Genomic DNA, 22,603 nt, shown 5'->3' on the forward strand with positions numbered 1-22,603 from the left:
CCGTTCGCGCAGAACAACTGGTTGCCTGAGAACGAGTGGCGCAGCGGCGAATGTCCCAGTTTAATTGCCTGTGGGGATTTCGGACGAAATCCCTGGCGCAGTAGCAAATTTGCGCCAAGACTGTCGTTATCGCGCGAACCGCCCTGCTTTCAAAGTTGCACATTCCTTGGCATGTTCCCAATCCCTGCCGTCTTTGACATCATGGCGAGGATGCGGAATGTTAAAAGGCAGAAAGCCAACAATGGGAGTAAGTCATGACGATCTACAAGAGTAACGGCGACCGCGTTCCCGATCACATCCTGGCCATGGCCGAAGACGCCAAGGCAGGCAAGATGGATCGTCGCGAATTTCTAGCTCTCGCCAGCGTCTTCGGCGCGTCGACGGCGATGGCCTATGGCATGCTTGGCCTTGCAGACCCGACGCCGGCCAAGGCGGAAGAGGTCCAGGGCAAGAAAGGCGGCGTATTGAAGGTCGCGCAATGGATCAAGGATCCGAAGGATCCGCGCAAGGCCGACTGGTCGGAAATCGCCAATGCCGAGCGCCAGGCGCTCGAGCCGCTGGTCAAATACACCACCGAATACACGTTCCGCCCCTATCTGCTGGAGAGCTGGGACGTGAATGACGACGCTACCGAATACACGCTGCATGTGCGCAAGGGCGTCACCTGGAACAACGGCGATCCGTTCTCCGCAGACGACGTCATCTTCAACCTCAAGCGTTGGGCCGACAAGAAAGCCGAAGGCAATTCCATGCCCGGTCGCCTCGGTTCGCTGGTCAAGGATGACAAGCTGGATGAGAGCGCGGTTACCAAGGTCGACGATCACACGGTCAAGCTGACGCTCAGCAAGCCGGATATCGCCCTCATTCCCAACGTGTGCGACTATCCCGGCCTTATCGTCCACAAGACCTTCGACGAGAAGGGCGGCGACTTCAAGTCCTGCCCGATCGGAACCGGCCCGTTCGAGTTGGTCTCCTACGATGTCGGCCAGAAAGTGGTCTACAAGCGCCGCGAAGACAACAAATGGTGGGATGGTGACGTCTTCCTCGACGGCATCGAGTTCATCGACTACGGCACCGATCCGGCGGCGATGGTCAGCGCTTTCGAGGCAGGCGAGGTGCACACCAACTTCGAGACGTCGGCCGACTATGTGTCGATCCTCGACGGCATGGATTTGGTGAAGTCGGAGATCGTCACCGCCTCGACGATCGTCTGCCGTACCAATGTGACCAACAAGCCTTACGGCGACCAGAAGGTTCGCAACGCCCTGCAGCTCGCGGTCGACAACAATGTCGTCCTCCAGCTCGGCTACGGCAATGCCGGCACGGTTGCCGAAAACCACCATGTCGCCCCGATCCATCCGGAATACTATGAATTGCCGAAGATTGCTCGCGACCCGGCCAAGGCAAAGGCGCTGATGGCCGAAGCCGGCCAGGCCGATTTCGAGCACGAACTGATCACGGTCGACGAAGACTGGCACAAGAACACAGGCGATGCGATCGCCGCGCAGATGCGCGACGCCGGCATCAAGGTCAAGCGTACGGTGCTGCCGGGTTCGACCTTCTGGAACGACTGGACGAAGTATCCGCTGTCGATGACCAACTGGAACATGCGGCCGCTCGGCGTCCAGGTTCTGGCGATCGGCTATCGCACAGGTGAGGCCTGGAACGAGACGGCCTGGTCGAATCCGGAGTGGGATGCCAAGCTCAACGCTGCGCTGGCAGTTGCCGACGCCGCCAAGCGCAAGGAAATGATGAAGGATATCGAGCAGATCCTGCAGGATTCCGGCATTATCATCCAGCCTTATTGGCGCAAGCTCTACAGCCATTCGGTCAAGGCGGTGCAGAACTACAAGATGCACCCGACCTTCGAGCGCGACTACGGCAAGGTCTGGCTCGACCAGGCCTGACCGGACGATCCGGAAAGGGGCGTCTCGCCCCTTTCCCTCGCTCTTTGCATGGTCCTTGGACCGGAAGTCGGCGCAGCAAAAAGTTGCGGACTCTTCGGGCCTGGGTCTGCAATAAAAAGGGTATTGCATCTGGGACTGGTCTGAAGGCTTGTTCTGCCGCTGGCGGCAGCGCACGGCTTGCAAACCGGTTCCACCCCCAACCCGACCGGCAGGGGACCGCCATGCTTTCTTTCGTTATCAGGCGTCTCGGCACCATGGCAGTGACGATGCTGTGCCTGACGATGATCGTCTTCTTCCTGGTCAATCTCGGGCCTAATCTGAAGAAGCTCGCGATCAGCCAGACCGAAATGCACACATCCGCCGAGCAGCTTGAGGCTTGGCTGGTCAACCATGGCTATCGGCAGAATTTCTTTATCCGCTACGGCCAATGGCTGGGCATCATGCCCAAGCAGCCGGTGACCGACCCGGCGACCGGCAAGCCCGCACAGCGTTTCTCCTTCTGCAACGATCCGGTCGTGCCGACATTCTCCGGCATCCTGCAAGGCGATTTCGGTTGCTCGACCAAGTTCAAGACGACGGTCGCTTCGAAACTCTTTCCGGCGCTCAGCGCCACCGGCATCCTGATGCTCTGCGTGCTGGCCGTAATGGTGCCGATCTCGCTTTTGATCGGTATTCTCGCCGGCATGCGCGAGGGTTCACGCACCGACCGCACATTGTCGGTGGCTTCGATCGCCTCGACGGCGACGCCCGAATATGTTTCGGGCGTCATCTTCACCGTGATCTTTGCCTCCTGGCTCGGCGTGCTGAACGGTTCGGCGGCCTCGGCCAGCCAGGGCATCACCTTCTATAATTTCACCTTGCCGGTGATGACGCTGGCGATATACGGCATCGGCTACATCGCTCGCATGACCCGCGCCTCGATGGTCGAGGTGATGACACAGCAATATATCCGCACCGCCCGGCTGAAGGGCCTCTCCTTCGGCAGCGTGGTGATAAAGCACGCTCTGCGCAACGCGCTGATCGCACCGTTCACGGTCATCATGCTGCAGTTCCCCTGGCTGCTCACCGGCGTCGTCATCGTCGAGGTGATGTTCCGCTACCAGGGGTTCGGCTACACCCTGGTCGAGGCCGCCGGCAACAACGACATCGATCTTCTGCTCGGCTGCTCGCTGGTCTCGGTGTTTATCGTCCTGATCACACAGCTCATCTCCGATGTCGGCTACGCGTTCCTCAATCCGCGCATCAGAGTTCAATAGGAGACCGGCGGATGCAGGTCGAATATCTCAGCGCCTTCAACGTCGTACTCGGCGTGCTTGCCCGCTTCTGGCCAGTCTGGATCGCTCTCGCCCTGGTGATGGGGGCGAGCTTCGGCTACAAGAAGAAGCTAGGCCTTTACGGCCAGCTTTTCGACAGCGGCGTCGGCATCGTCGGCGTCGGCATCTGCCTGTTCTGGCTGTTTACGGCGATCTTCGCGTCGACCATCTCGCCCTTCGATCCGCTCGCCCAAGTGCCGATCATGAAGGACGCGCTGCCGGGCGCAATCGAGCCGGGGTCGAAACTTGTATACTATTTCGGCGGCGACAAGCTCGCCCGCGACGTGTTCTCCCGCATGGTCTATGGCAGCCAGATCGTGCTGATCATCGCGCCGGCGGCGACCGGTTTTGCGCTGATGGTCGGCATTACGCTCGGCCTGCCGGCCGGCTATTATGGCGGCAAGATCGATACGGTGCTGTCCTTCCTCGCCAACCTTGTGCTGGCCTTCCCGGTGATCCTCCTGTTCTACCTGCTGGTGACGCCGGGCATCATGGACACGCCGATCCCCTACGCGATGGCAGGGCTGTTCTTCCTGTTTCCGATCATCTTCTTCAGTGTGCTGTTCTGGACGCGCTACAAGAACCGCCCCGACCGCCTCTATATCCTGCTTGGCCTGACGTTGGTACTTGGCGGCTGGATCTATGCAGGCCTTGTCTTCGATGCCGATCCGTTCAAGATCATCCACATCGATCCCAACCAGCTCAACATCTTCGTGGCGGTGGTGTTCGCCTCCAGCCCCGGCGTGTTCCGCATCGTGCGCGGCCTGGTCATGGATATCAAAACGCGCGACTATGTTGCGGCGGCACAAACGCGCGGTGAATCGCCCTGGTACATCATGCTGTGGGAGATATTGCCCAATGCGCGCGGGCCGCTTATCGTCGACGCCTGCCTGCGCATCGGCTACACCACGATCCTGCTCGGTACGCTCGGCTATTTCGGGCTGGGACTGGCGCCGGAAAGCCCGGACTGGGGCACGGCGATCAAGGATGCAAGCCGGCTGCTGCGCTCCTTCATCCACCCGGCGCTGCCGCCGACGATCGCATTGATGTCGTTCGTGCTCGGCCTCAACCTCCTGGCGGATTCGCTGCGCGAACAGTCTATGAAGGATTGATGCCGGCAAAGATTGACGCCGGGAAGATCGATGCCGGGTTCGGCCCGACATGCCTGAAGAACAAGGATTGGAGCGACCCATGAATGAGGCAGTTCGAAATCCCGCCAAGCCGACGAATGGCCCGATCATCGAGATCGAGAACCTGTCGATCTCCTTCTTCACCCGCAAGGGCGAGATCCCGGCGGTCATGGATTTTTCCTGCACGGTCATGCCCGGCGAGGCGATGGGTATTGTCGGCGAATCCGGCTGCGGCAAGTCGACCGTGTCGCTCGGCATCATGCGCGACCTCTCCAACATCGGAAAGATCGTCGGCGGAAAGATCAAATTCCAGGGCAAGGACATGGGAGAATTGTCCGACGAGGAACTGCGCGCCATCCGCGGCAACAAGATCGCGATGATCTACCAGGAACCGATGGCCAGCCTGAACCCGGCGATGAAGGTCGGCCAGCAGCTGATGGAAGTGCCACTGATCCACGACAAGGTGTCGAAGGACGAAGCTTACAAACGTGCCTTGGAAATGGTGCGCGCGGTGAAGCTGCCGGATCCCGAGCGCATGATGCGTTCCTACCCGCACCAGCTTTCCGGCGGTCAGCAGCAGCGCATCGTCATTGCCATGGCGCTGCTGTCGAAGCCGGCGCTGCTTCTGCTCGACGAGCCGACGACAGCGCTCGACGTGACGGTGGAGGCCGGCATCGTCGACCTGGTCAAGGGGCTGGGCGAGAAGTTCGGCACCTCGATGATCTTCGTGTCGCACAACCTCGGCCTGATCCTGGAGACCTGCGACCGCATCACGGTGATGTATTCGGGCGAAGCGGTGGAGACCGGCAAGATCAAGGACGTCTTCGACCGGATGCGCCATCCCTACACGCAAGGCCTGTTCCGCTCGATCCCGTTGCCGGGCGCCGACAAGAATTCGCGGCCGCTGATATCCATCCCGGGGCAGTTGCCGCTACCGCACGAGCGGCCGAAGGGCTGCAATTTCGGCCCGCGCTGCCACCATTTCGTCGAGGGCGTCTGCAACGCCGCCGAAATTCCGATGATCGCGGTCGAAGGCCATGACGGGCATTTCTCGCGCTGTGTACGCTTCAACGAGATCGACTGGGAGGCGCTGCCACCCGGCGCCAAGAAGGTCAACGAGCGGGTGGTGCCCGGTGCGCCGGTGCTCCAGATCGAAGACCTCCGGAAGTACTACAAGGTCGGCGGCAGCGAAGTGTTCGGCTCGAGCGAGGGCCGTGTCGTCAAGGCCAACGAGACGATCTCGTTCATGGCGCGCGAATCCGAGACCGTCGCGATCGTCGGCGAATCCGGCTGCGGAAAATCGACCCTGGCCAAGGTGCTGCTCGGCCTCGAAACGGCAAGCTCCGGCCGCGTCAAGCTCGGCAATAAGGAGATCCAGTCGACCGGGATCGAGAAGCGCAGCGTCGACACGGTGTCGTCGATCCAGATGGTGTTCCAAAATCCGTTCGACACGCTCAATCCCAGCCATTCGGTCGGTTCGCAGATCATCCGTACGCTGGAAAAGTTCAACGTCGGCGACACGGTGGCCGACCGCCGCAAGCGAATGCTGGAATTGCTCGACCTGGTGAAGCTGCCGAGGGCGTTCGAGTCGCGCAAGCCGCGCCAGCTTTCAGGCGGCCAGAAACAGCGCATCGGCGTTGCGCGTGCCTTTGCCGGCGACGCCAAGGTGGTGGTGGCCGACGAGCCGGTCTCGGCACTGGATGTGTCGGTCCAGGCCGCGGTGACCGAGCTCTTGATGGACATCCAGCGCAAGAACAAGACGACGATGCTGTTCATCAGCCACGATCTGTCGGTGGTGCGCTACATCGCCGACCGCGTCGTCGTCATGTATCTCGGCTATATCGTTGAGCAAGGCACGACCGACCAGATATTCGCGCCGCCCTATCACCCCTATACCGAGGCATTGCTGTCGGCGATCCCGATCGCCGACACAAGCGTGGTCAAGAAGCACATCGTGCTGGAGGGCGACATCCCTTCGGCGATGAACCCGCCGTCCGGCTGTCCGTTCCAGACGCGCTGCGGCTACAAGAAACTGGTGCCGGACAACCTTTGCGAAACCATGGTGCCGCCAGTCAAAAATCTCGGCGGCGGCCATATGAGCTTATGCTGGCTGTCCGACGACGTGCTGGCGAAAATGGAGCCGGTGATCAAATTCGACAAGGAGCACGCCGCAAATGAGGGCGTGCCGGATGATGCAAACCACGGTGTTGGCCCGGGCTTTGCCGGAGATCCGCCCAAGCGCCCGCATGGAAAGACTGGCAGCGTTGAAGCCGATGCCGAGGGCCAGGCAGTGGAGAATGCCGAAGCGGTCGCCAAAGCCCGCCGTCACGAGGTTCGCGACGAGGTTTCAGAGACCGGCACCTCAAGCTCTGCCGACAGCGCGGTGGCACCAATCATGCCGCCGACTGTCGGCGACGGCCGACAGGCCGAGGACGCCACGCGCAAGCCGCGCAAACCCAAGGGCGGCTGAGAGCCGTTAATAGGCTAGACTAGGGCGCGCATTGCCGTAGCTGCGCGGCGTAGTCCTGCGCCATCTGTTCGGTGGCATGCGCATAGCGCTGCACGTCGGCGTCGCCGCGATTGCCGCGCTTATAGGCATTCCAGCCGAGATAGTAGGCGAGATACAGATTGTAGGTGTCGTTGCGGGCGACGCCGAGGGTCTCGGCGGTCTTGGAATGATACCAGCCGACGAAATCGACGGCATCGGCAAACCTGGTGCGGCGCGCCGCCCAGCTGCCGGTCTCGTTCTGGTATTGCGCCCAGGTGCCGTCGAGCGCCTGCGAGAAGCCGGTGGCGCTGGAGATATGTTTCCAGGGAATGAAGCCCAGCAGCTTGGTGCGCGGCGGCCTTGCGTTGCTCTTGAAGCCGGATTCCTTGCGCACCGTCGCCATCAGCACGGGAACCGGCACACCGTATTTCTGCTCGGTCCGTTGTGCCGCCGCCTGCCAATTGTCGAACCAGCCGTCATTCTGGTCGAAAACGGCGCACACATCGTTGATATGGTTCGGTGGCGTCGCGCAGGCCGAAAGCGCCAGCGGCGCGGCAATCGCTATAATTTTACTAAAACTCGACCTACGCATCGGAAGAGCATTAGGCCGAAAACATAAAAGGAATCTTGCTGTCTTTCTTAACGGCTCATCGGCCGCTTTGGCCGACACTGAGCAGGTATAAACATTCCGACGTTTGTTGTCGCTTTTACCGACGTGAAATTCCCGGAATGCCGCCTTGGCTAAAATCACGCCCGCAGGTGGCGGATTCTTGACAGCCCGATCCTCGTCCCGGCGCTTTGATGCGCCGCATGAGCGAACCAAGACGCAAGCGCGGCGCCGAGCGAACCAGCAACAGGGGACCGACCGCCATCCCGCAACTGTCGCTCAGGCGGGTGACAAATCCTTATCCGCCGATGGCGATGCTCTCGGCCGACCAGATCGAGGCGATCCACCAGGCGTCGATGCATATCCTGGAGAATTTCGGCATCGAGGTGATGAGCCCGCGGGCGCTGTCGCTGTTCGAGAAGGCCGGAGCCAAGGTCGATCATGCCACGATGAACGTCCGCATCGATCGCGGCATGATCGAGGAAGCGCTGAAGACGACGCAGTCCAGTTATACGCTGACGCCGCGCAATCCCGCCCATGCCGTCCACCTCGGCGGCAATACCATCAACTTCACGCTCGTCGCCGGGCCGCCGAATGTGCACGACATGGAGCGCGGCCGCCGTGCCGGCAATTTGCGCGATTATTCCGATCTCGTCCGGCTGGCGCAGCATTTCAACTGCATCCACATGCTAGGCAACCAGGTCTGCGCGCCGGTAGAATTGCCGGCGAATTCCCGTCATCTCGACACTTATTTCGCCAATCTGACACTGACCGACAAAAGCTTTCACGTCTCGGCCATCGGCCGCGGCAGGGCGCTCGACGGCATCGAAATGATGGCAATCGCGCGCGGACTGACGCTTGATAAGATGCGCCACGATCCCGGCGTCACCACGATCATTTCGGTCAATTCGCCGCGCCGCTTCGACGAGATGATGGCCGAGGGGCTGATGACGATGGCCGAGTTCGGCCAGTCGGTGGCGGTAACGCCATTCACGCTGATGGGAGCGATGAGCCCGGTGACGCTTGCCGGCGCGCTCGCCCAGCAGAATGCCGAGGCGCTGTTCGGCGTGGTGCTGACGCAGCTCGTCCGCCCCGGCGCGCCGGTGATGTATGGCGCCTTCACCTCCAATGTCGATATGAAATCGGGAGCGCCGGCGTTCGGCACGCCTGAAAACACCAAGGCGAATATCGCGTCCGGACAGTTGGCGCGGTGTTACAACCTGCCTTATCGCACAACGCCGGGCTCGGCTTCCAATGCCGCCGACGCGCAAGGCGCCTATGAGACGCTGATGGCGCTGTGGGGCGCGGTGCTCGGCCATGGCAACCTCGTCTACCATGCCGCCGGCTGGCAAGAGGGCGGACTGACAGCGTCGTTCGAAAAGTTCATCATCGACGTCGAGATGATCCAGCACATGATGGAGTTTTTGCGCCCGATCGAGGTCAACGAGGCCGAGCTTGCCGTCGAGGCTCTGGGTGCGGTTCCGACCGGCGGCCACTTCTTCGGCGAGCCGCACACGCTGGAGCGCTACGCCACGGCCTTCTACCAGCCGATGCTGTCCAACTGGCAGAATTTCGAGGCCTGGCAGGAGGCTGGCGGGCTCGATGCCACGGCGCGGGCGACGAGGCTTTGGAAGAAGGCGCTGGAGGACTATGTCGAGCCGGTGATGGAAGTCTCCAGGCGCGAGGCGCTTGAGGCGTACGTGGCCAAGCGCAAGGAAGCGATCGGGGCGGGCGAGCCTTAAGCGCCGCTCGTCTTGTTCGGCTTCATTCTCTTCTCCTCCAGAATCATGAAACCCATCCAACTCTTTGAAACGACGAGAATCCCATGAAATCGCATGCAAAGGTCGTGGTTATCGGCGGTGGCGTTGTCGGGTGCTCCGTGCTGTTCCATCTGGCCCGGCACGGCTGGACAGACATCGTGCTTCTGGAGCGCGATGAATTAACCTCCGGCTCGACCTGGCACGCCGCCGGCGGCATGCACACGATCAATGGCGATCCCAATGTCGCCAAGCTGCAGAAATACACAATCTCGCTCTACAAGGAGATCGAGGAACTGTCCGGTCAGGCGACCGGCGTGCATTTGACTGGCGGCGTCTTGCTGGCAGCGACGGAGGCGCGGCTCGACTGGCTGCGCGGCGTCGTCGCCAAGGGCCGCTATCTCGGCATCGAGCTCGAGGAGATATCGCCTGATGAGGCGGCCGAGCTGATGCCGTTGCTCGATCCCAAGCAGTTCGTCGGTGCCGTGCGCAACAAGGAGGACGGTCATCTCGACCCGTCCGGCGTTACCCACGCCTACGCCAAGGCGGCGAGGAAGCTTGGTGCCGAGGTCGAGCGTTTCACCAAGGTCGAGGACATTGTGCGGCGCGCCGACGGGTTGTGGCGCGTCATCACCAACAAGGGCGAGGTTGTGGCCGAACATGTCGTCAATGCCGGCGGCCTGTGGGCGCGTGAGGTCGGCCGCATGGTCGGGCTGGAGCTGCCGATGCTGGCGATGGAGCACATGTACCTGATCACCGAGGACATGCCGGAGGTCGCCGCCTGGAACCAGAAGACCGGCACGGAGATCATTCATGCGGTCGACTTCGACGGCGAGCTCTATCTGCGCCAGGAACGCGGCGGCATGCTGATGGGCACTTATGAAAAGGCCAACAAGCCATGGTCCGAATTCCAGACGCCATGGAATTTCGGCCACGAACTGCTGGAGCCCGATATCGACCGCATCGCACCGTCGCTGGAGGTTGGCTTCCGGCATTTCCCGGCGTTCCAGAACACCGGCATCAAGCAGATCATCAACGGACCCTTCACCTTCGCGCCGGACGGCAATCCGCTGGTCGGGCCGGTGCGCAGCCTGCCGGGGTTCTGGGTGGCCTGTGGTGTCATGGCGGGGTTCTCGCAGGGCGGCGGCGTCGGCCTGGCGCTGTCGAACTGGATGATCGAGGGCGATCCCGGCGCCGACATCTGGGCGATGGATGTGTCACGCTACGGTGATTGGGCCACGATGGCCTATACCAACGCCAAGGTGCGCGAGAATTATTCGCGGCGGTTTTCGATCCGCTTCCCGAACGAGGAGTTGCCGGCTGGGCGACCGCTCAAGACGACGCCGGTCTATGATCTGTTGTCGGCCGAGGGCGCGCAATGGGGCGTCGCCTATGGGCTGGAAGTGCCGCTGTGGTATGCGCCCGAAGGGGTCAAGGATGAATTCTCCTGGCGCCGCTCGAGCGACTTCGAGCATGTCGCTAAAGAAGTGGAGACGGTTCGGCAACGCGTTGGTCTGTCGGAAATCTCGTCATTCGCCAAATACAGAGTCACCGGTGAGGGCGCAGCAACCTGGCTCGACAGTATGCTCGCGTGCAAGTTGCCAAGGCCCGGCCGCATGACGCTGGCGCCGATGCTGAAGGAAGACGGCAGGTTGATCGGCGATTTCACGCTGGCCAATCTCGGCGGTCCAAATTCTGCAAGCAAGGATTGGTTCCTGGCCGGCAGCGGTGTCGCCGAGCAGTACCACATGCGCTGGTTCGAAGCGCATCTGCCGAAGGACGGCTCTGTTAGCATCGAGGCGCTGGGAGCAAAACTCACCGGCCTGTCGATCGCCGGGCCGAGCGCGCGGAACCTTCTTGAAAAGGTCACACGATCTGATGTGTCGAATACGGCCTTTCCGTTCATGGCCATCAGCAGGATGGATATCGGCATGGCGCCGTGCCTGGTCGGGCGCGTCAGCTACACCGGCGACCTCGGCTACGAAATCTGGGTGGCGCCGGAATATCAGCGTGCAGCCTATCAGGCGCTGATGGCGGCGGGCGAGGAATTCGGCATCGGCCTGTTCGGCTCGCGCGCGCTCAATGCGCTGCGGCTCGAGAAGAATTACGGCTCATGGGCGCGCGAATACCGGCCGATCTATGGGCCGCTGGAGGCCGGCCTCGACCGCTTCGTCGCGTATGGCAAAGAGGCCGATTTCATCGGCAAGCAGGCAGCGCTGGCGGAGCGCAAGCAAGGCGGCAGACTGCGGTTGCGGGCCTTTGTCGTCGATGCTGCCGATGCCGACGTCATCGGCGACGAGCCACTCTGGTATGGCGGTGCCGTGCGCGGCTGGGTCACGTCAGGCGGCTACGCGCATCATTCAAAAAAATCCGTCGCCATGGGTTATGTGCCGAAAGAGATCGCCGATGAGGCCAACGGTTTCGAGATCGAGCTATTGGGCAAGCGTTACGCCGCACGCATGCAGCAGACACCGCTGTTCGACGCCAATTTCGAGCGGATGCGCGGTTGAGGAACCGAGTGGCATAGCGAAGTCGCCGTGCCGGTGGCACGATGAAAGGGGGGGACGATTTCGCGACAGTGAAAATTCTTTCGCGCGGTGACCTTTGGTTTTATTGTCGAGCTGCGGCGGAAGGCTGGGCAATTGCTTCGGAGGTCCACCATGCCCGACGTGTATGCGCAGATCACAACCGCTGATCCGGCTGTTGTCGCGGTTCTTATCAACGCGATGGAGTTGCGGGCCGCAGACCCGCGCCAGAAGGCAATTCGCCACTCGTTTTTCTCGTCGATCGATTTTCCGGAAAGGGCACGCGTCCTCGAAGGCGGCTGCGGCTCGGGACCGATCAGTCGCGAGCTTGCGCGCTGGCCGGGGGTGAACGAGGTTGTTGGGCTCGATCCGTCGCCGATATTTCTGGCGAAGGCGCGCGAGCTTGCCGCGGATATCCCCAACCTGAACTTCGTCGAAGGGGATGCCAGGTCGCTGCCGCACGAGGACAACTCGTTCGATGTGGTCATCTTCCATACCTGCCTGACCCATGTGCCCGGTCCCGAAAAGGCCCTGACGGAATCGTTGCGCGTGCTTCGCCCAGGCGGCTGCCTGGCGATCTTCGACGGCGATTACGCGACGACGACGGTCGCCATCGGCGATCATGATCCGCTGCAGGATTGCGTGGATGCCGCAATGGCGGCGCTGGTGAATGACCGCTGGCTGACGCGCCGGCTGCCGCTGCTGGCGAAATCGGCGGGCTTTGTCGTCGAAAAATTCGACAGCTACGGCTACGCCCAAATTGCCGCGCCCGACTACATGCTGACTCTGGTCGATCGCGGCGCCGATATTCTGGCCGGCTGGAAGCGACTCGACAAGGCGCTTGGCGACGGGCTGAAGCACGAGGCGCGCCGGCGTGTCGAAGCCGGAGAGTTCTTCGGGTTCATCGCCTTCGCGGGCCTGATTGCGCGCAAGTCGGCCTGAGCGCGCGCTGATCCGCCCGGCTACGATGTTTTGCGGTTGTCCAGTGCCAGGGCGCCGGGGCCGGCGAATACCAGATAGAAGAAGATGAAGCAGAAGGAGATCGCGGCATCGCCGCCATTGTTGACCGGGAAGAAGCTCTGCGGCATGTGCGCCATGAAATAGGCGATCGCCATCTCGCCGCTGAGAAGGAATGCCACCGGCCTGGTGAAAAGCCCCAATACCAGCAGGATGCCGCCTCCGAATTCCAGGATGGCCGCGGTCAGCGATAGCGCGCTCAGGGCGCCGGCATGGTCGCCGACGGGGAAATTGAACAGTTTCTGGGTGCCGTGCTCAATGAACTGCAGCGCCGTCATGATGCGCAAGGCGGCAAGGGCGAACGGTTGATATCCGGCGAGGCCTTCGAAAAGCTTCATCTACGACTCCATTTTCACCTAGCCCGGCCATAGGTCATCGCCAAAGGCCGGACCATTCACATAGTCCGGCCTTCATTCAACTGTCGGTGAGTGAGTCGTGAGGCGTGCTGCAGCCTTGGGGCCGCACGATGGCGGCCCCCAATTGGCGCGGCCCGTTACCGCGTCGGTGCCATTAGCGCGAAATGGGCGCCTTGCGGATCCGTGCACTGTACGATCCAGCTGCCGCCGGGGACCTCCATCGGACCCATCAGGATCTTGCCGCCATTGTCGGTGACGCGCTTGGCTGCCGCGTCGATGCCGGGCACGTTGAAATAGAACTGCCAGACCGGCGCCGGGATCTGCTCGGGCTTGTTCATCATGCCGCCAACGGGCTCGCCGCCGAAGGCGAAAAGCTGGTAGACGCCCATCGGACCCATATCCATGGCGTCGCCCTTCTCCCAGCCGAACTGGCTGGAATAGAAATCGAACGCCGCCTTCCAGTCTGACGTGTAGAGCTCATGCCAGCCGATGTTGCCGGGGGTCGCCAACGGTAGCGGCGGCTGGTCGGGGCCGCTGGGCTGCAGGAAGTTGAACATCGCGCCTTGCGGGTCTGCAACGACGGCGAAGCGGCCGACGCCAGGAATGTCGTCGGGCTCGCGGTGAACCGCGCCACCAGCCTTCTTGAGGGAGGCCGTTGCGGCATCGATGTCCCTGGTGAGGATATAACCGACCCAGGCCGGCGGCATGCCCATCTTGCGCGCGTCATCGGGCAGCGTCATCATCCCGCCGACGCCGCGCTCGCCGACATTCATGACGATATAGCGCGGCATGCCCTGGGCCCCTTCGAAAGGCTGCCCCCTCCAGCCCACCACGGAGGTGTAAAACGCCTCGGCGGCGTCGAGATCGGTGGTCATCAGCTCGTACCAGAAGAAGGGCATGGGGGACTGTGGCATTGTCGTGCTCCTTGCGGTTTGTACATCGATCATGCGCGATCCATTCTAGGACGATCTTCACGACGAAAATCCGACAGCCAACCAAAAAAGATGACGGCAAATTGGAAATGTTACCGGGTTGCGCGCCCTGCGGTTTTCGACTTTGCTCGCAGTCAACGAGGGGTTGTTGATCCATGCGCCGGATGTCGCTCACTTCCGAACTTGTCGCGCTGTGCCATCGGGAGGAGGCCGATCCCGGCCCCGATGGCAGCTGGACGCAGCTGACGGACGAAGACTTCAGGGCCCTTTGCCTTCGGTGATCAAAACCAACGCTAAGCTTACCAGGCTGACCACTCAGTCCAGCAACGGCAGTGCCGCTATGGCCAAGCTTCCCTGTCGGCGGCTTTGGTAACATGAGTACACTTGTCATGTTTATTCGTGGCTTTTCAGCGGTTTGCGCCGAAAATTGACCAATTGATAAAAAAACAAAACGTGCTAGCCTTCCCCAAAACAAGAACATGGGGAACTGACGATGCCAGAAGGCCAGTTCAAGCAAGGCATTGCCGGCGGGCGGCTCTCGCCGGACCAATATGCCGACAATTTCGCCGACCTGCACCCGCCACTCGATCATCACGAGGCGCTGGTCGAGTCCGACCGCTGCTATTTCTGCTATGACGCGCCTTGCATGAATGCGTGTCCGACCTCGATCGACATCCCGCTGTTCATCCGCCAGATTTCGACGGGCAATCCGATCGGCTCAGCCAAGACTATTTTTGACCAGAACATTTTGGGCGGCATGTGCGCCCGCGTCTGCCCGACCGAGACGCTATGCGAAGAAGTCTGCGTGCGGGAGGTGGCCGAAGGCAAGCCAGTGCAGATTGGTCGCCTCCAGCGCTACGCCACCGATGTCGCTATGGCCGAAAACAAGCAGTTCTACAAGCGCTCCGAACCGACCGGCAAGACGGTCGCCGTGGTCGGCGCCGGACCGGCCGGGCTTGCGGCCGCGCATCGGCTTGCCCGCCACGGCCACGACGTGACCATCCTGGAAGCCCGGCCGAAGCCTGGCGGCCTCAATGAGTACGGTATCGCCGCCTATAAAAGCGTCGACAATTTTGCCCAGGCCGAAGTCGACTATGTCACGTCGATCGGCGGCATCGACATCCAGAACGGCAAGGCGCTCGGCCGAGATTACCAGCTGTCGGACCTGACCAGGAATTACGATGCGGTGTTCCTCGGCATGGGGCTTGCCGGCGTCAATGCCTTGCGAGCGGATGGCGAGGAGGCGCAAGGCGTCACCAATGCCGTCGAGTTCATTGCCGAGCTTCGTCAGGCCAGTGATCTGGCCAGCCTGCCGGTCGGCCGGCGTGTTGTCGTCATCGGCGGCGGCATGACGGCGATCGACGCGGCGGTGCAATCGAAGCTGCTCGGAGCCGAAGAGGTGACGATCTGCTATCGGCGCGGCCCGGAGCACATGAATGCCTCCGAATTCGAGCAGGATCTGGCTGCCGCCAACGGCGTCATCATCCGGCACTGGTTGCAGCCGAAGCGGGTCATTGCCGATGCCGGCAAGGTGTCGGCGATCGAGCTCGAATACACCGCGATGGACAGCGACAGGCTCGTCGGCACCGGCGAGCGGCTGACGCTCGTCGCCGATCAGGTGTTCAAGGCGATCGGCCAGAGCTTTGTCCCGGCTGCGCTCAACGGCAGCGGTGCGGAGGTCGCGCTGGAAGCCGGCCGCATCAAGGTCGATGCGGAAGGGCGCACCTCGCTGGCCAATGTCTGGGCTGGCGGCGACTGCATTTTCGGCGGCGACGACCTGACTGTTTCAGCCGTCGCGCAAGGCCGCGATGCGGCGGAGAGCATTCATCGGGCACTGACCTCGAACGGGAGGGCATGAGCATGGCAGACATCCGCAACAATTTCGTCGGCATCAAGTCGCCGAACCCGTTCTGGCTGGCTTCGGCGCCGCCGACCGACAAGGCCTATAATGTCATTCGCGCCTTCAAGGCGGGCTGGGGCGGCGTGGTATGGAAGACGCTCGGCGAAGAGGGCCCGCCGGTGGTCAACGTCAACGGTCCGCGCTATGGCGCGATCTGGGGCGCCGACCGTCGTCTGCTCGGCCTCAACAACATCGAGCTGATCACCGACCGCGACCTGCAGGTCAATCTGCGCGAGATCAAGCAGGTCAAGATGGACTGGCCCGACCGGGCGATCGTCGTCTCGCTGATGGTGCCTTGCGAGGAGCATGCCTGGAAGGCGATCCTGCCGGTAGTCGAGGAGACCGGCGCTGACGGCATCGAACTCAATTTCGGCTGCCCGCATGGCATGTCGGAACGCGGCATGGGTGCGGCGGTCGGCCAGGTGCCGGAATACATCGAAATGGTGGTGCGCTGGTGCAAGGCCAACACCCGCATGCCTGTCATCACCAAGCTGACGCCCAACATCACCGACATACGCAAGCCGGCACGCGCTGCCCTTGCCGGCGGCACCGACGCGGTGTCGCTGATCAACACCATCAATTCGATCACCGGCGTCAATCTCGACAATTTCGCACCGGAGCCGACGATCGACGGCAAAGGTTCGCATGGCGGCTATTGCGGTCCGGCGGTGAAGCCGATCGCCATGAACATGGTGGCCGAGATCGCGCGCGACCCGGAAACGAAGGGCCTGCCGATCTCCGGTATCGGCGGCATCACCACCTGGCGCGACGCCGCCGAGTTCATGGCGCTTGGCGCCGGCAATGTGCAGGTGTGCACGGCGGCGATGACCTATGGCTTCAAGATCGTGCAGGAGATGATCGCCGGCCTGGAAAACTGGATGGACGAGAAGGGCCATGCCTCGCTCGACGACATCATTGGCCGCGCCACTCCCAACGTCACCGACTGGCAGTATCTCAACCTCAACTACATCGCAAAGGCGCATATCGACCAGGAGGCCTGCATCAAATGCGGCCGCTGCCACATCGCCTGCGAGGACACCTCGCACCAGGCGATCACCGCAATCGTCGACGGCGTCAGGCATTTCGAGGTGATCGAGGCCGAATGCGTCGGCTGCAATCTCTGCGTCAATGTCTGCCCGGTCGAGAACTGCATCACCATGGAGCCACTGGCGGTTGGCGCGATCGATGAGCGCACTGGTAGGCCAGTGTCGCCGATCTATGCCAACTGGACGACGCATCCCAACAATCCGATGGCCAAGGTGGCGGCGGAATAGCATTGCGAAAAAAGCGGCGTCCATGGGCGCCGCTTTTTGACTTTCCAATTGCGGATAAAAGATATCCAAGATAATCTATATCCATGAACAGGAGAGCGAAATGAAGCTGGGCGAAGGCGTCGAAGCGGCCATCCACTGCGCCGCGATGCTCGCCGGCGTTGATGGCGCCGCGACCTTGCCAGGTGCTGCCATGGCCGAAGCGTTCGGGCTGTCGCCGAGCTATCTGCTTAAGCATCTCAACGCGCTGACTGCGTCCGGCATTCTGGAATCAGTGCCGGGGCCGTCCGGCGGCTACCGGCTGGCGCGGCCGGCGGAACGCATAACGCTGCTCGATATCGTGCTGGCCGTCGAGGGGCGTGAACCGGCGTTCCGCTGCGCCGAAATCCGCCAGCGCGGCCCAGCGAAGCTCAATGCCTCGGTCTATGTCAAACCCTGCGGCATCAACGTAGCCATGCTGAAGGCCGAGCGTGCCTATCGCGCCGCGCTCGCCGACGCCCGGCTGTCCGACATCGTTGCAGAATACACCGCCGATGCCGATCCCCGTTCGGTCGCCGCGAACTGCGCCTTCGTCGAGCGCCATCGGCGGCCGCAGAAATCAGGTTCAACCAAGCAAGCATGAAAGGCTACAGACGATGAAACAGAGGCTGCAATTTTTCGGCGCGGCGCCGGAGATCATGAAGGCGGTGTCGGCGCTCAACAAGGCAGTCGACGAATGCGGGCTCGAAAAAAGCCTGTTGCATCTGATCAAGCTCAGGGCGTCGCAGATCAACGGCTGCTCGTATTGCGTCGAGATGCATAGCCGCGAAGCGCGCCGCGACGGCGAAAGCGAGCAGCGGCTCTATCTCGTCTCCGCCTGGAAGGAATCGCCGCTGTTTTCAGAGCGCGAACGCGCGGCCTTGGCCTGGACCGACGCGCTGACCAGGATTGCCGACAACGGTGTGTCGGACGAACTCTATGCAAGGACGCTCGAATATTTCTCGGAAGAGGAGCTGGTCAAGCTCTCGGTTGCGCTCGGCATGATCAACACCTGGAACCGGCTTTGCGTTCCGTTTCATGCAATCCATCCGATGCCAGCAGTCTTGGCCGCCTGAGCATGGACCAGGCGCGCGGCCTTCCGCCGCGCGCCTCTTTTCTGCCCGAGGACCCGACAGCATGTTTTCAAACTTTGATAGTGAGATTCTATTCGCCGCCCGCCTGCTGCTTGGCGGCGCCTTTGTCTTTGCCGGCCTGCGCAACATTCAGAACGCGGCGTTGGTGAGCCAATTGATGACGACGCGCGGCGTGCCGCAGGCACGGCTGGTGCTGTGGCTGGGGATCGTCCTGCAAATCATTGCGGGAGCACTGGTGATCGCGGGCATCTGGACCGCTCCGGCGGCGGCATGCCTGATCCTGTTCCTGATCGTCGCCACGCCGATGTTCCATAACTTCTGGGATCATCAGGGCCCGGAGCGCGCGTCCCGCATCAACGGCTTTGTCGGCAACGTCGCGCTGGCCGGAGGATTTCTGGCGCTGATCGCGCAGTCGCTTTGAGGCATCGTAAGGTTCAAAGAGCGGTTCGGCAATACTATGCCACACCTTTCGCCGAACCAGCGATTGACGTGGCCCAGCTGGTGCCGATGAAGTCTTTCTCACTGGTGCGAAATGGCTTTAGCGTCTCAACCATTTGCAGCAGGTTGGCCCTTCTGTTGGACCGATTTCTAGGAGTCGGCAATGAAGTTGCATACTCCTCCACTTCCTCGAATGTGCAGATATCGAGGTTCTTGTAGACAAGTTCTCCATGTTCATTTGAGACCCGAATCTGAGGCGAGACGTTGAAATTGCCCCACAATGTAAGTTGGGTCACTCCCACACTTGTCGGGCCTCTCTCACGCGCACGCGAGAGCTCTCTTGCGAGAGCCATCCTCACAAGATCATCTCTTGCCTCAAGCACGGCCTCGGGGTGCTCCTTGAGCACCGCAGCAACTACTGTGTCCGAGGAAGCTCCGGGATTTCCCAGTTCACTAGCTTTAGCGATGAGTAAGTTGCGTACCTTTGCCAGCGCTTGCCGACGAGCCATTTGACGTCCTCATTGTCGCGAATCAATATGAGCATATAGGCTGAGCGCGACAATTCGCCGCGTCAACCACTAAAAACATTTCATGAACAGCATACAGGGAGGTGCAGCCAGACGGGGCTACTTTTTCGACCGGCGGTTGTATGAACGGGGCTGTCGAGAGCCGTCGGACGCAAGGACCGTTGTGCCCATCAATAGGCCGATTGTTGCGGCCTGTTGCTGGTTGGGTCTGATGCCATTCTTTCTTAGAAAGGATGAGTAGAGGTTTGGCCCGTGCCAGACATCCAAGGCTTCCGCTTCTGCAGCCAGGTCTTTGGGGCCATCGGCTGACACTTTGTGGCAAGAAAACTCAATCACATTATCGCGGAAACGCATACCGGACCCAACTCTATTGGCTCTGTAAGGTATTGAATACGCTTACATAAATTGGTTAACGCTCCACTAACCTTACCGGTTGACGTTTAACGGCAACGACTGCGCCTAAAGCTGGTTCCTTGGAAGCCTCGGTAATGCGCTCACGCCGCAAAGCGCAGACCGCCGTCGCAGGTCAGTACTTGGCCGGTCATGAAGCCGTTGGAAAGGAGGAACGCGATCGCCTCAGCGACGTCCTCGGCGCGGCCAATGCGGCCGACCGGTGTCTTGCCGGCATAATCGGCAAACACCGCATGGCGCTGTTCATCGGGCAGGAAATCCCACCACGGCGTGTCGATGACGCCCGGCGCCACGACATTGACGCGTAGCGGCTTCAGCTCCATTGCCAGGATCGGCACCACGGTCAGCAGCATGCCGTTGACGGCGGCGATGCCGGCGACACCCGGCGCCGACAATTGCGCCGACACCGCCGAGATGAAAGTCACCGAGCCGCTCTTGTTCAGCGTCGGCAAGGCGGCCTGCAGGCAGGAGAGCTGTGGCCGGACCTTCTCGTCGACGCCGCCGCCGATGTCGGTCAGGTCAAGCGTTTCGAACGGGCCGAGCCCCTTGCCGCCGCTGGCGGCCAGCACCAGGTGATCGAAAGGGCCGAGTTCGTTGAAGAACCGGCGAACCTCGTCCGGCTTCGCGGCGTCGAAGGCAGCTTTTTCGACCGCGCCGCCAAGGCTTTGCGATGCATTGTCGAGCCTTTCCCTGCTGCGCCCGGTGATCGTCACCTTCATCCCCGGGCCGAGCAGCTTTTTCGCGGTGGCGAGGCCGATGCCGGAGGAGCCGCCGACGACCACGGCGTGCTGCGTTTTCTCGATCATGAATTTTCTTTCTTCGATGTTGCGGACGCGGGTGCGAGCCCGACAAGGCCGAGACTCAATTCACGCACCTGCTGCCTCGCCTTCGCGTCATAGGCTTGTGCATCGGCACGGGATTCCCTCTGGCCGTCGAAATAGAGGCCGCTTCGCCCTTCGAGTGCCGGCGATGTGGCGAGGTTGATGATGGCTTCGGCGCCGGTTTCGACCGAGCTCCACGGCGTGATGCCCGCCTGCCGCACCATCGTGGTGTTCATGTAGCTTGCCGGATGCAGGCTGTTGACCGTGACACCGGCGCCGTTCAGCTGCTCCGCCAGATCGATGGTAAACATGATCTGCGCCAGCTTGCTCTGGCAGTAGGCACGGACGCCGTCATAGGAGCGGGTCAGCATGACGTCGTCGAAGTCGATCGCCTGCTGGCCGGCCGAGGCGACGTTGACGATGCGCGACGGCGCGCTGGACTTGAGCAGCGGCAGCAGCTCCATGGTGAGCAGGAAACCGGCGAGATAATTGACTGCAAAGCGCAGCTCGTAGCCGTCGGCGCTGACCTGCCGTTTCGCGTTGGGGCCGGCGGTGCCGACGCCGGCATTGTTGATGAGGATATCGAGCCGCTTGGTCCTGGCGCGGACGGCTTCGGCGAGGCGGCGGACCTCGGCCAGGGAGGAGAGATCGGCGACAAGCAGCTCGGCCTTGCCGCCGGCGGCTTCGATTTCGGCCACGATCGCCTTGCCCCTTGTCGCGTCGCGGCCATGCACCAGGATGCGGGCGCCGCCGGCGCCGAGCCGTTGCGCGACAACGCGGCCGACGCCGTCGGTCGAGCCGGTAATGAGGATCGTCTTGTCTTTCAGTTCCATGTTCAGAGCCTCCATGTCATCGCTCTGAGCAGAAAGATGGGGCACCAGACGCACGCCAAACAGTTCAAACTTTATCCTGGTATCGGTACTGCTATAATAGCGCCGATGGATTCCACCACGCACTCCGCCGAAGGCAGCCGTCGCCGCGAGCTTGGCGCCTTTCTGCGTTCGCGGCGCGAAAGGCTGACGCCATCGGCCACGGGCATCTCGACCGGCCTGCGCCGGCGCACACCCGGGCTGCGCCGCGAGGAGGTGGCGATGATCGCCGGCGTTGGCACGACCTGGTACACCTGGCTGGAGCAGGGGCGCGACGTCAGGCCATCGGTGGAGGTGCTGACGGCGCTCAGCCAGGCGTTGCGCCTGGACACGGCCGAGCAACGGCATCTGTTCATCCTTGCCGGCCGGCCGCAGCCGGAGCATCGTCTCGATGCGCCGGAAAAGGTCGATGGCCCGTTGCTGCACATGCTGCAGAGCCTGGTCCTGCAGCCGGCCTATGTCCTTGGGCGGCGCTGGGACGTGCTGGCCTGGAATTCTGCCGCGGCAGCCGTATTCGGCGACTATGGTCTGCTGGAGGGCGATGCCCGCAACATCGTCCATATGGTTTTCACCAGCCCGCAGCATCGGCGCCTGCTCGTTGACTGGGAGGAACTGGCGCGTGCCGTGCTGGCGTCGTTCCGGGCGGAAAGCGCCAGATATGTCGGCGATCCGGATTTCGAGCGGCTGATCGCGCTGATGACGCGCTCGAGCCCGGAGTTTCGGGCATGGTGGCCGCTGCGCGATGTGGCCCGCAACCTGTCGGGTGTGAAGCATGTCCGGCACCCGATAGCGGGCGCCATGGCGTTCGAGCATATGAGCCTGTCGATCGACGACGGCTCGGACATGAAGCTGATCGTCTACACGCCGCTCGCCGAGCAGAACTCGATCGCCAAGCTCGAACAGCTGCTGGAGACGCTTCCGGCCGAGCGGCGCAGCGCGTGACGTTGGGTGCACGCCAACCGCGATCGTGTCCTGGCCCCTGGCGCACAGGCCCCTCGCCTTCGTCATCCCAGGGCGTAGCAGCCGCGAAGCGGCGTCGCGGAGACCCTGGGATCCATGCCGTAACATCTGCCGAAGAATGCAGCGGAGCAGAATCCTGCACCGCAGCAACGCTCTGACGTCACGGCATGATGGGGTGGACGGCGCCCGACGGCATCGGATGTGCCAGAATGAGTTCGTTGAGATCTCAAACAAGGGAGCCGTCCGTGGAACACCTTATCCG

At 61.9% G+C, this 22,603-nt stretch carries 19 protein-coding genes and 1 pseudogene; 14 read left to right on the plus strand and 6 right to left on the minus strand.

Annotated elements, in window-relative coordinates; all coding sequences use genetic code 11:
* The first annotated feature begins 254 nt into the window (after nucleotides 1-254).
* From NKJ15_RS28350 to NKJ15_RS28365, 4 genes are all read left to right on the plus strand, one after another.
* The gene (locus tag NKJ15_RS28350; RefSeq protein ID WP_352473524.1) at nucleotides 255-1,907 is read left to right on the plus strand and encodes an ABC transporter substrate-binding protein; all 1,653 of its coding nucleotides are present in this window, start codon (nucleotides 255-257) and stop codon (nucleotides 1,905-1,907) included.
* Between the two features lie 221 nt (nucleotides 1,908-2,128).
* On the plus strand, nucleotides 2,129-3,163 hold the full coding sequence (locus NKJ15_RS28355; protein ID WP_352453204.1) for an ABC transporter permease: 1,035 nt from the start codon (nucleotides 2,129-2,131) through the stop codon (nucleotides 3,161-3,163).
* Between the two features lie 11 nt (nucleotides 3,164-3,174).
* A complete protein-coding gene (locus tag NKJ15_RS28360) occupies nucleotides 3,175-4,332 on the plus strand; it encodes an ABC transporter permease (protein WP_352503177.1) in 1,158 nt (385 codons plus the stop codon).
* 79 nt (nucleotides 4,333-4,411) lie between these two features.
* The gene (locus tag NKJ15_RS28365; RefSeq protein ID WP_352819127.1) at nucleotides 4,412-6,820 is read left to right on the plus strand and encodes a dipeptide ABC transporter ATP-binding protein; all 2,409 of its coding nucleotides are present in this window, start codon (nucleotides 4,412-4,414) and stop codon (nucleotides 6,818-6,820) included.
* A gap of 19 nt (nucleotides 6,821-6,839) precedes the next feature.
* Here NKJ15_RS28365 and NKJ15_RS28370 read toward each other — a convergent pair whose 3' ends face one another.
* The gene (locus NKJ15_RS28370) at nucleotides 6,840-7,430 is read right to left on the minus strand and encodes a transglycosylase SLT domain-containing protein (protein WP_352779134.1); all 591 of its coding nucleotides are present in this window, start codon (nucleotides 7,428-7,430) and stop codon (nucleotides 6,840-6,842) included.
* A 218-nt stretch (nucleotides 7,431-7,648) separates the two neighbouring features.
* On the opposite strand from NKJ15_RS28370, the gene NKJ15_RS28375 reads away from it, so the two are divergent.
* From NKJ15_RS28375 to NKJ15_RS28385, 3 genes are all read left to right on the plus strand, one after another.
* Nucleotides 7,649-9,187: a trimethylamine methyltransferase family protein gene (locus NKJ15_RS28375; protein ID WP_352819129.1), complete on the plus strand. Its 1,539-nt coding sequence runs from the start codon at nucleotides 7,649-7,651 to the stop codon at nucleotides 9,185-9,187.
* Between the two features lie 83 nt (nucleotides 9,188-9,270).
* On the plus strand, nucleotides 9,271-11,712 hold the full coding sequence (locus tag NKJ15_RS28380; RefSeq protein ID WP_352819131.1) for a GcvT family protein: 2,442 nt from the start codon (nucleotides 9,271-9,273) through the stop codon (nucleotides 11,710-11,712).
* A gap of 150 nt (nucleotides 11,713-11,862) precedes the next feature.
* A complete protein-coding gene (locus NKJ15_RS28385; RefSeq protein ID WP_352473532.1) occupies nucleotides 11,863-12,669 on the plus strand; it encodes a class I SAM-dependent methyltransferase in 807 nt (268 codons plus the stop codon).
* Nucleotides 12,670-12,689: 20 nt separating this feature from the next.
* On the opposite strand, the gene NKJ15_RS28390 is transcribed toward NKJ15_RS28385, so the two are convergent.
* Together NKJ15_RS28390 and NKJ15_RS28395 are read right to left on the minus strand one after the other, a co-directional pair.
* Nucleotides 12,690-13,082, minus strand: coding sequence for a DoxX family protein (locus tag NKJ15_RS28390; protein ID WP_352473533.1), 393 nt, complete (start codon nucleotides 13,080-13,082; stop codon nucleotides 12,690-12,692).
* A 155-nt stretch (nucleotides 13,083-13,237) separates the two neighbouring features.
* On the minus strand, nucleotides 13,238-14,014 hold the full coding sequence (locus NKJ15_RS28395; protein ID WP_352453197.1) for a VOC family protein: 777 nt from the start codon (nucleotides 14,012-14,014) through the stop codon (nucleotides 13,238-13,240).
* Between the two features lie 173 nt (nucleotides 14,015-14,187).
* Here NKJ15_RS28395 and NKJ15_RS28400 point away from each other — a divergent pair.
* From NKJ15_RS28400 to NKJ15_RS28425, 6 genes and pseudogenes are all read left to right on the plus strand, one after another.
* Nucleotides 14,188-14,310, plus strand: a pseudogene (locus NKJ15_RS28400) (gamma-glutamylcyclotransferase); the annotation flags it as partial.
* A 215-nt stretch (nucleotides 14,311-14,525) separates the two neighbouring features.
* Nucleotides 14,526-15,890, plus strand: coding sequence for an NAD(P)-dependent oxidoreductase (locus NKJ15_RS28405; protein ID WP_352819133.1), 1,365 nt, complete (start codon nucleotides 14,526-14,528; stop codon nucleotides 15,888-15,890).
* A 2-nt stretch (nucleotides 15,891-15,892) separates the two neighbouring features.
* Nucleotides 15,893-17,206 carry an NAD-dependent dihydropyrimidine dehydrogenase subunit PreA gene (preA, locus tag NKJ15_RS28410; RefSeq protein ID WP_352503185.1) on the plus strand — a complete coding sequence of 438 codons (1,314 nt, stop codon included), beginning with the start codon at nucleotides 15,893-15,895 and terminating at the stop codon, nucleotides 17,204-17,206.
* Nucleotides 17,207-17,306: 100 nt separating this feature from the next.
* Nucleotides 17,307-17,825, plus strand: a complete 519-nt coding sequence (locus tag NKJ15_RS28415; RefSeq protein WP_352819135.1) for an RrF2 family transcriptional regulator — start codon at nucleotides 17,307-17,309, stop codon at nucleotides 17,823-17,825.
* 13 nt (nucleotides 17,826-17,838) lie between these two features.
* The gene (locus tag NKJ15_RS28420) at nucleotides 17,839-18,297 is read left to right on the plus strand and encodes a carboxymuconolactone decarboxylase family protein (protein WP_352505556.1); all 459 of its coding nucleotides are present in this window, start codon (nucleotides 17,839-17,841) and stop codon (nucleotides 18,295-18,297) included.
* Between the two features lie 61 nt (nucleotides 18,298-18,358).
* A complete protein-coding gene (locus NKJ15_RS28425; protein ID WP_352819137.1) occupies nucleotides 18,359-18,736 on the plus strand; it encodes a DoxX family protein in 378 nt (125 codons plus the stop codon).
* A gap of 34 nt (nucleotides 18,737-18,770) precedes the next feature.
* Here the strand turns inward: NKJ15_RS28425 and NKJ15_RS28430 are convergent, their stop codons facing one another.
* The 3 genes from NKJ15_RS28430 to NKJ15_RS28440 all read right to left on the minus strand — a co-directional run bounded on the left by NKJ15_RS28430 (nucleotide 18,771) and on the right by NKJ15_RS28440 (nucleotide 21,345).
* On the minus strand, nucleotides 18,771-19,262 hold the full coding sequence (locus tag NKJ15_RS28430; RefSeq protein WP_352819139.1) for a hypothetical protein: 492 nt from the start codon (nucleotides 19,260-19,262) through the stop codon (nucleotides 18,771-18,773).
* A 512-nt stretch (nucleotides 19,263-19,774) separates the two neighbouring features.
* Nucleotides 19,775-20,497: an SDR family oxidoreductase gene (locus tag NKJ15_RS28435; protein WP_352819140.1), complete on the minus strand. Its 723-nt coding sequence runs from the start codon at nucleotides 20,495-20,497 to the stop codon at nucleotides 19,775-19,777.
* A complete protein-coding gene (locus NKJ15_RS28440; protein WP_352819142.1) occupies nucleotides 20,494-21,345 on the minus strand; it encodes an SDR family NAD(P)-dependent oxidoreductase in 852 nt (283 codons plus the stop codon). The genes NKJ15_RS28435 and NKJ15_RS28440 overlap by 4 nt, the downstream gene beginning before the upstream one ends.
* 105 nt (nucleotides 21,346-21,450) lie before the next feature.
* On the opposite strand from NKJ15_RS28440, the gene NKJ15_RS28445 reads away from it, so the two are divergent.
* A complete protein-coding gene (locus NKJ15_RS28445) occupies nucleotides 21,451-22,323 on the plus strand; it encodes a helix-turn-helix transcriptional regulator (protein ID WP_352819144.1) in 873 nt (290 codons plus the stop codon).
* The last annotated feature ends 280 nt before the right edge of the window (nucleotides 22,324-22,603 follow it).

The sequence above is a fragment of the Mesorhizobium sp. M0207 genome (genome assembly GCF_040321995.1).
Lineage (GTDB): Bacteria > Pseudomonadota > Alphaproteobacteria > Rhizobiales > Rhizobiaceae > Mesorhizobium.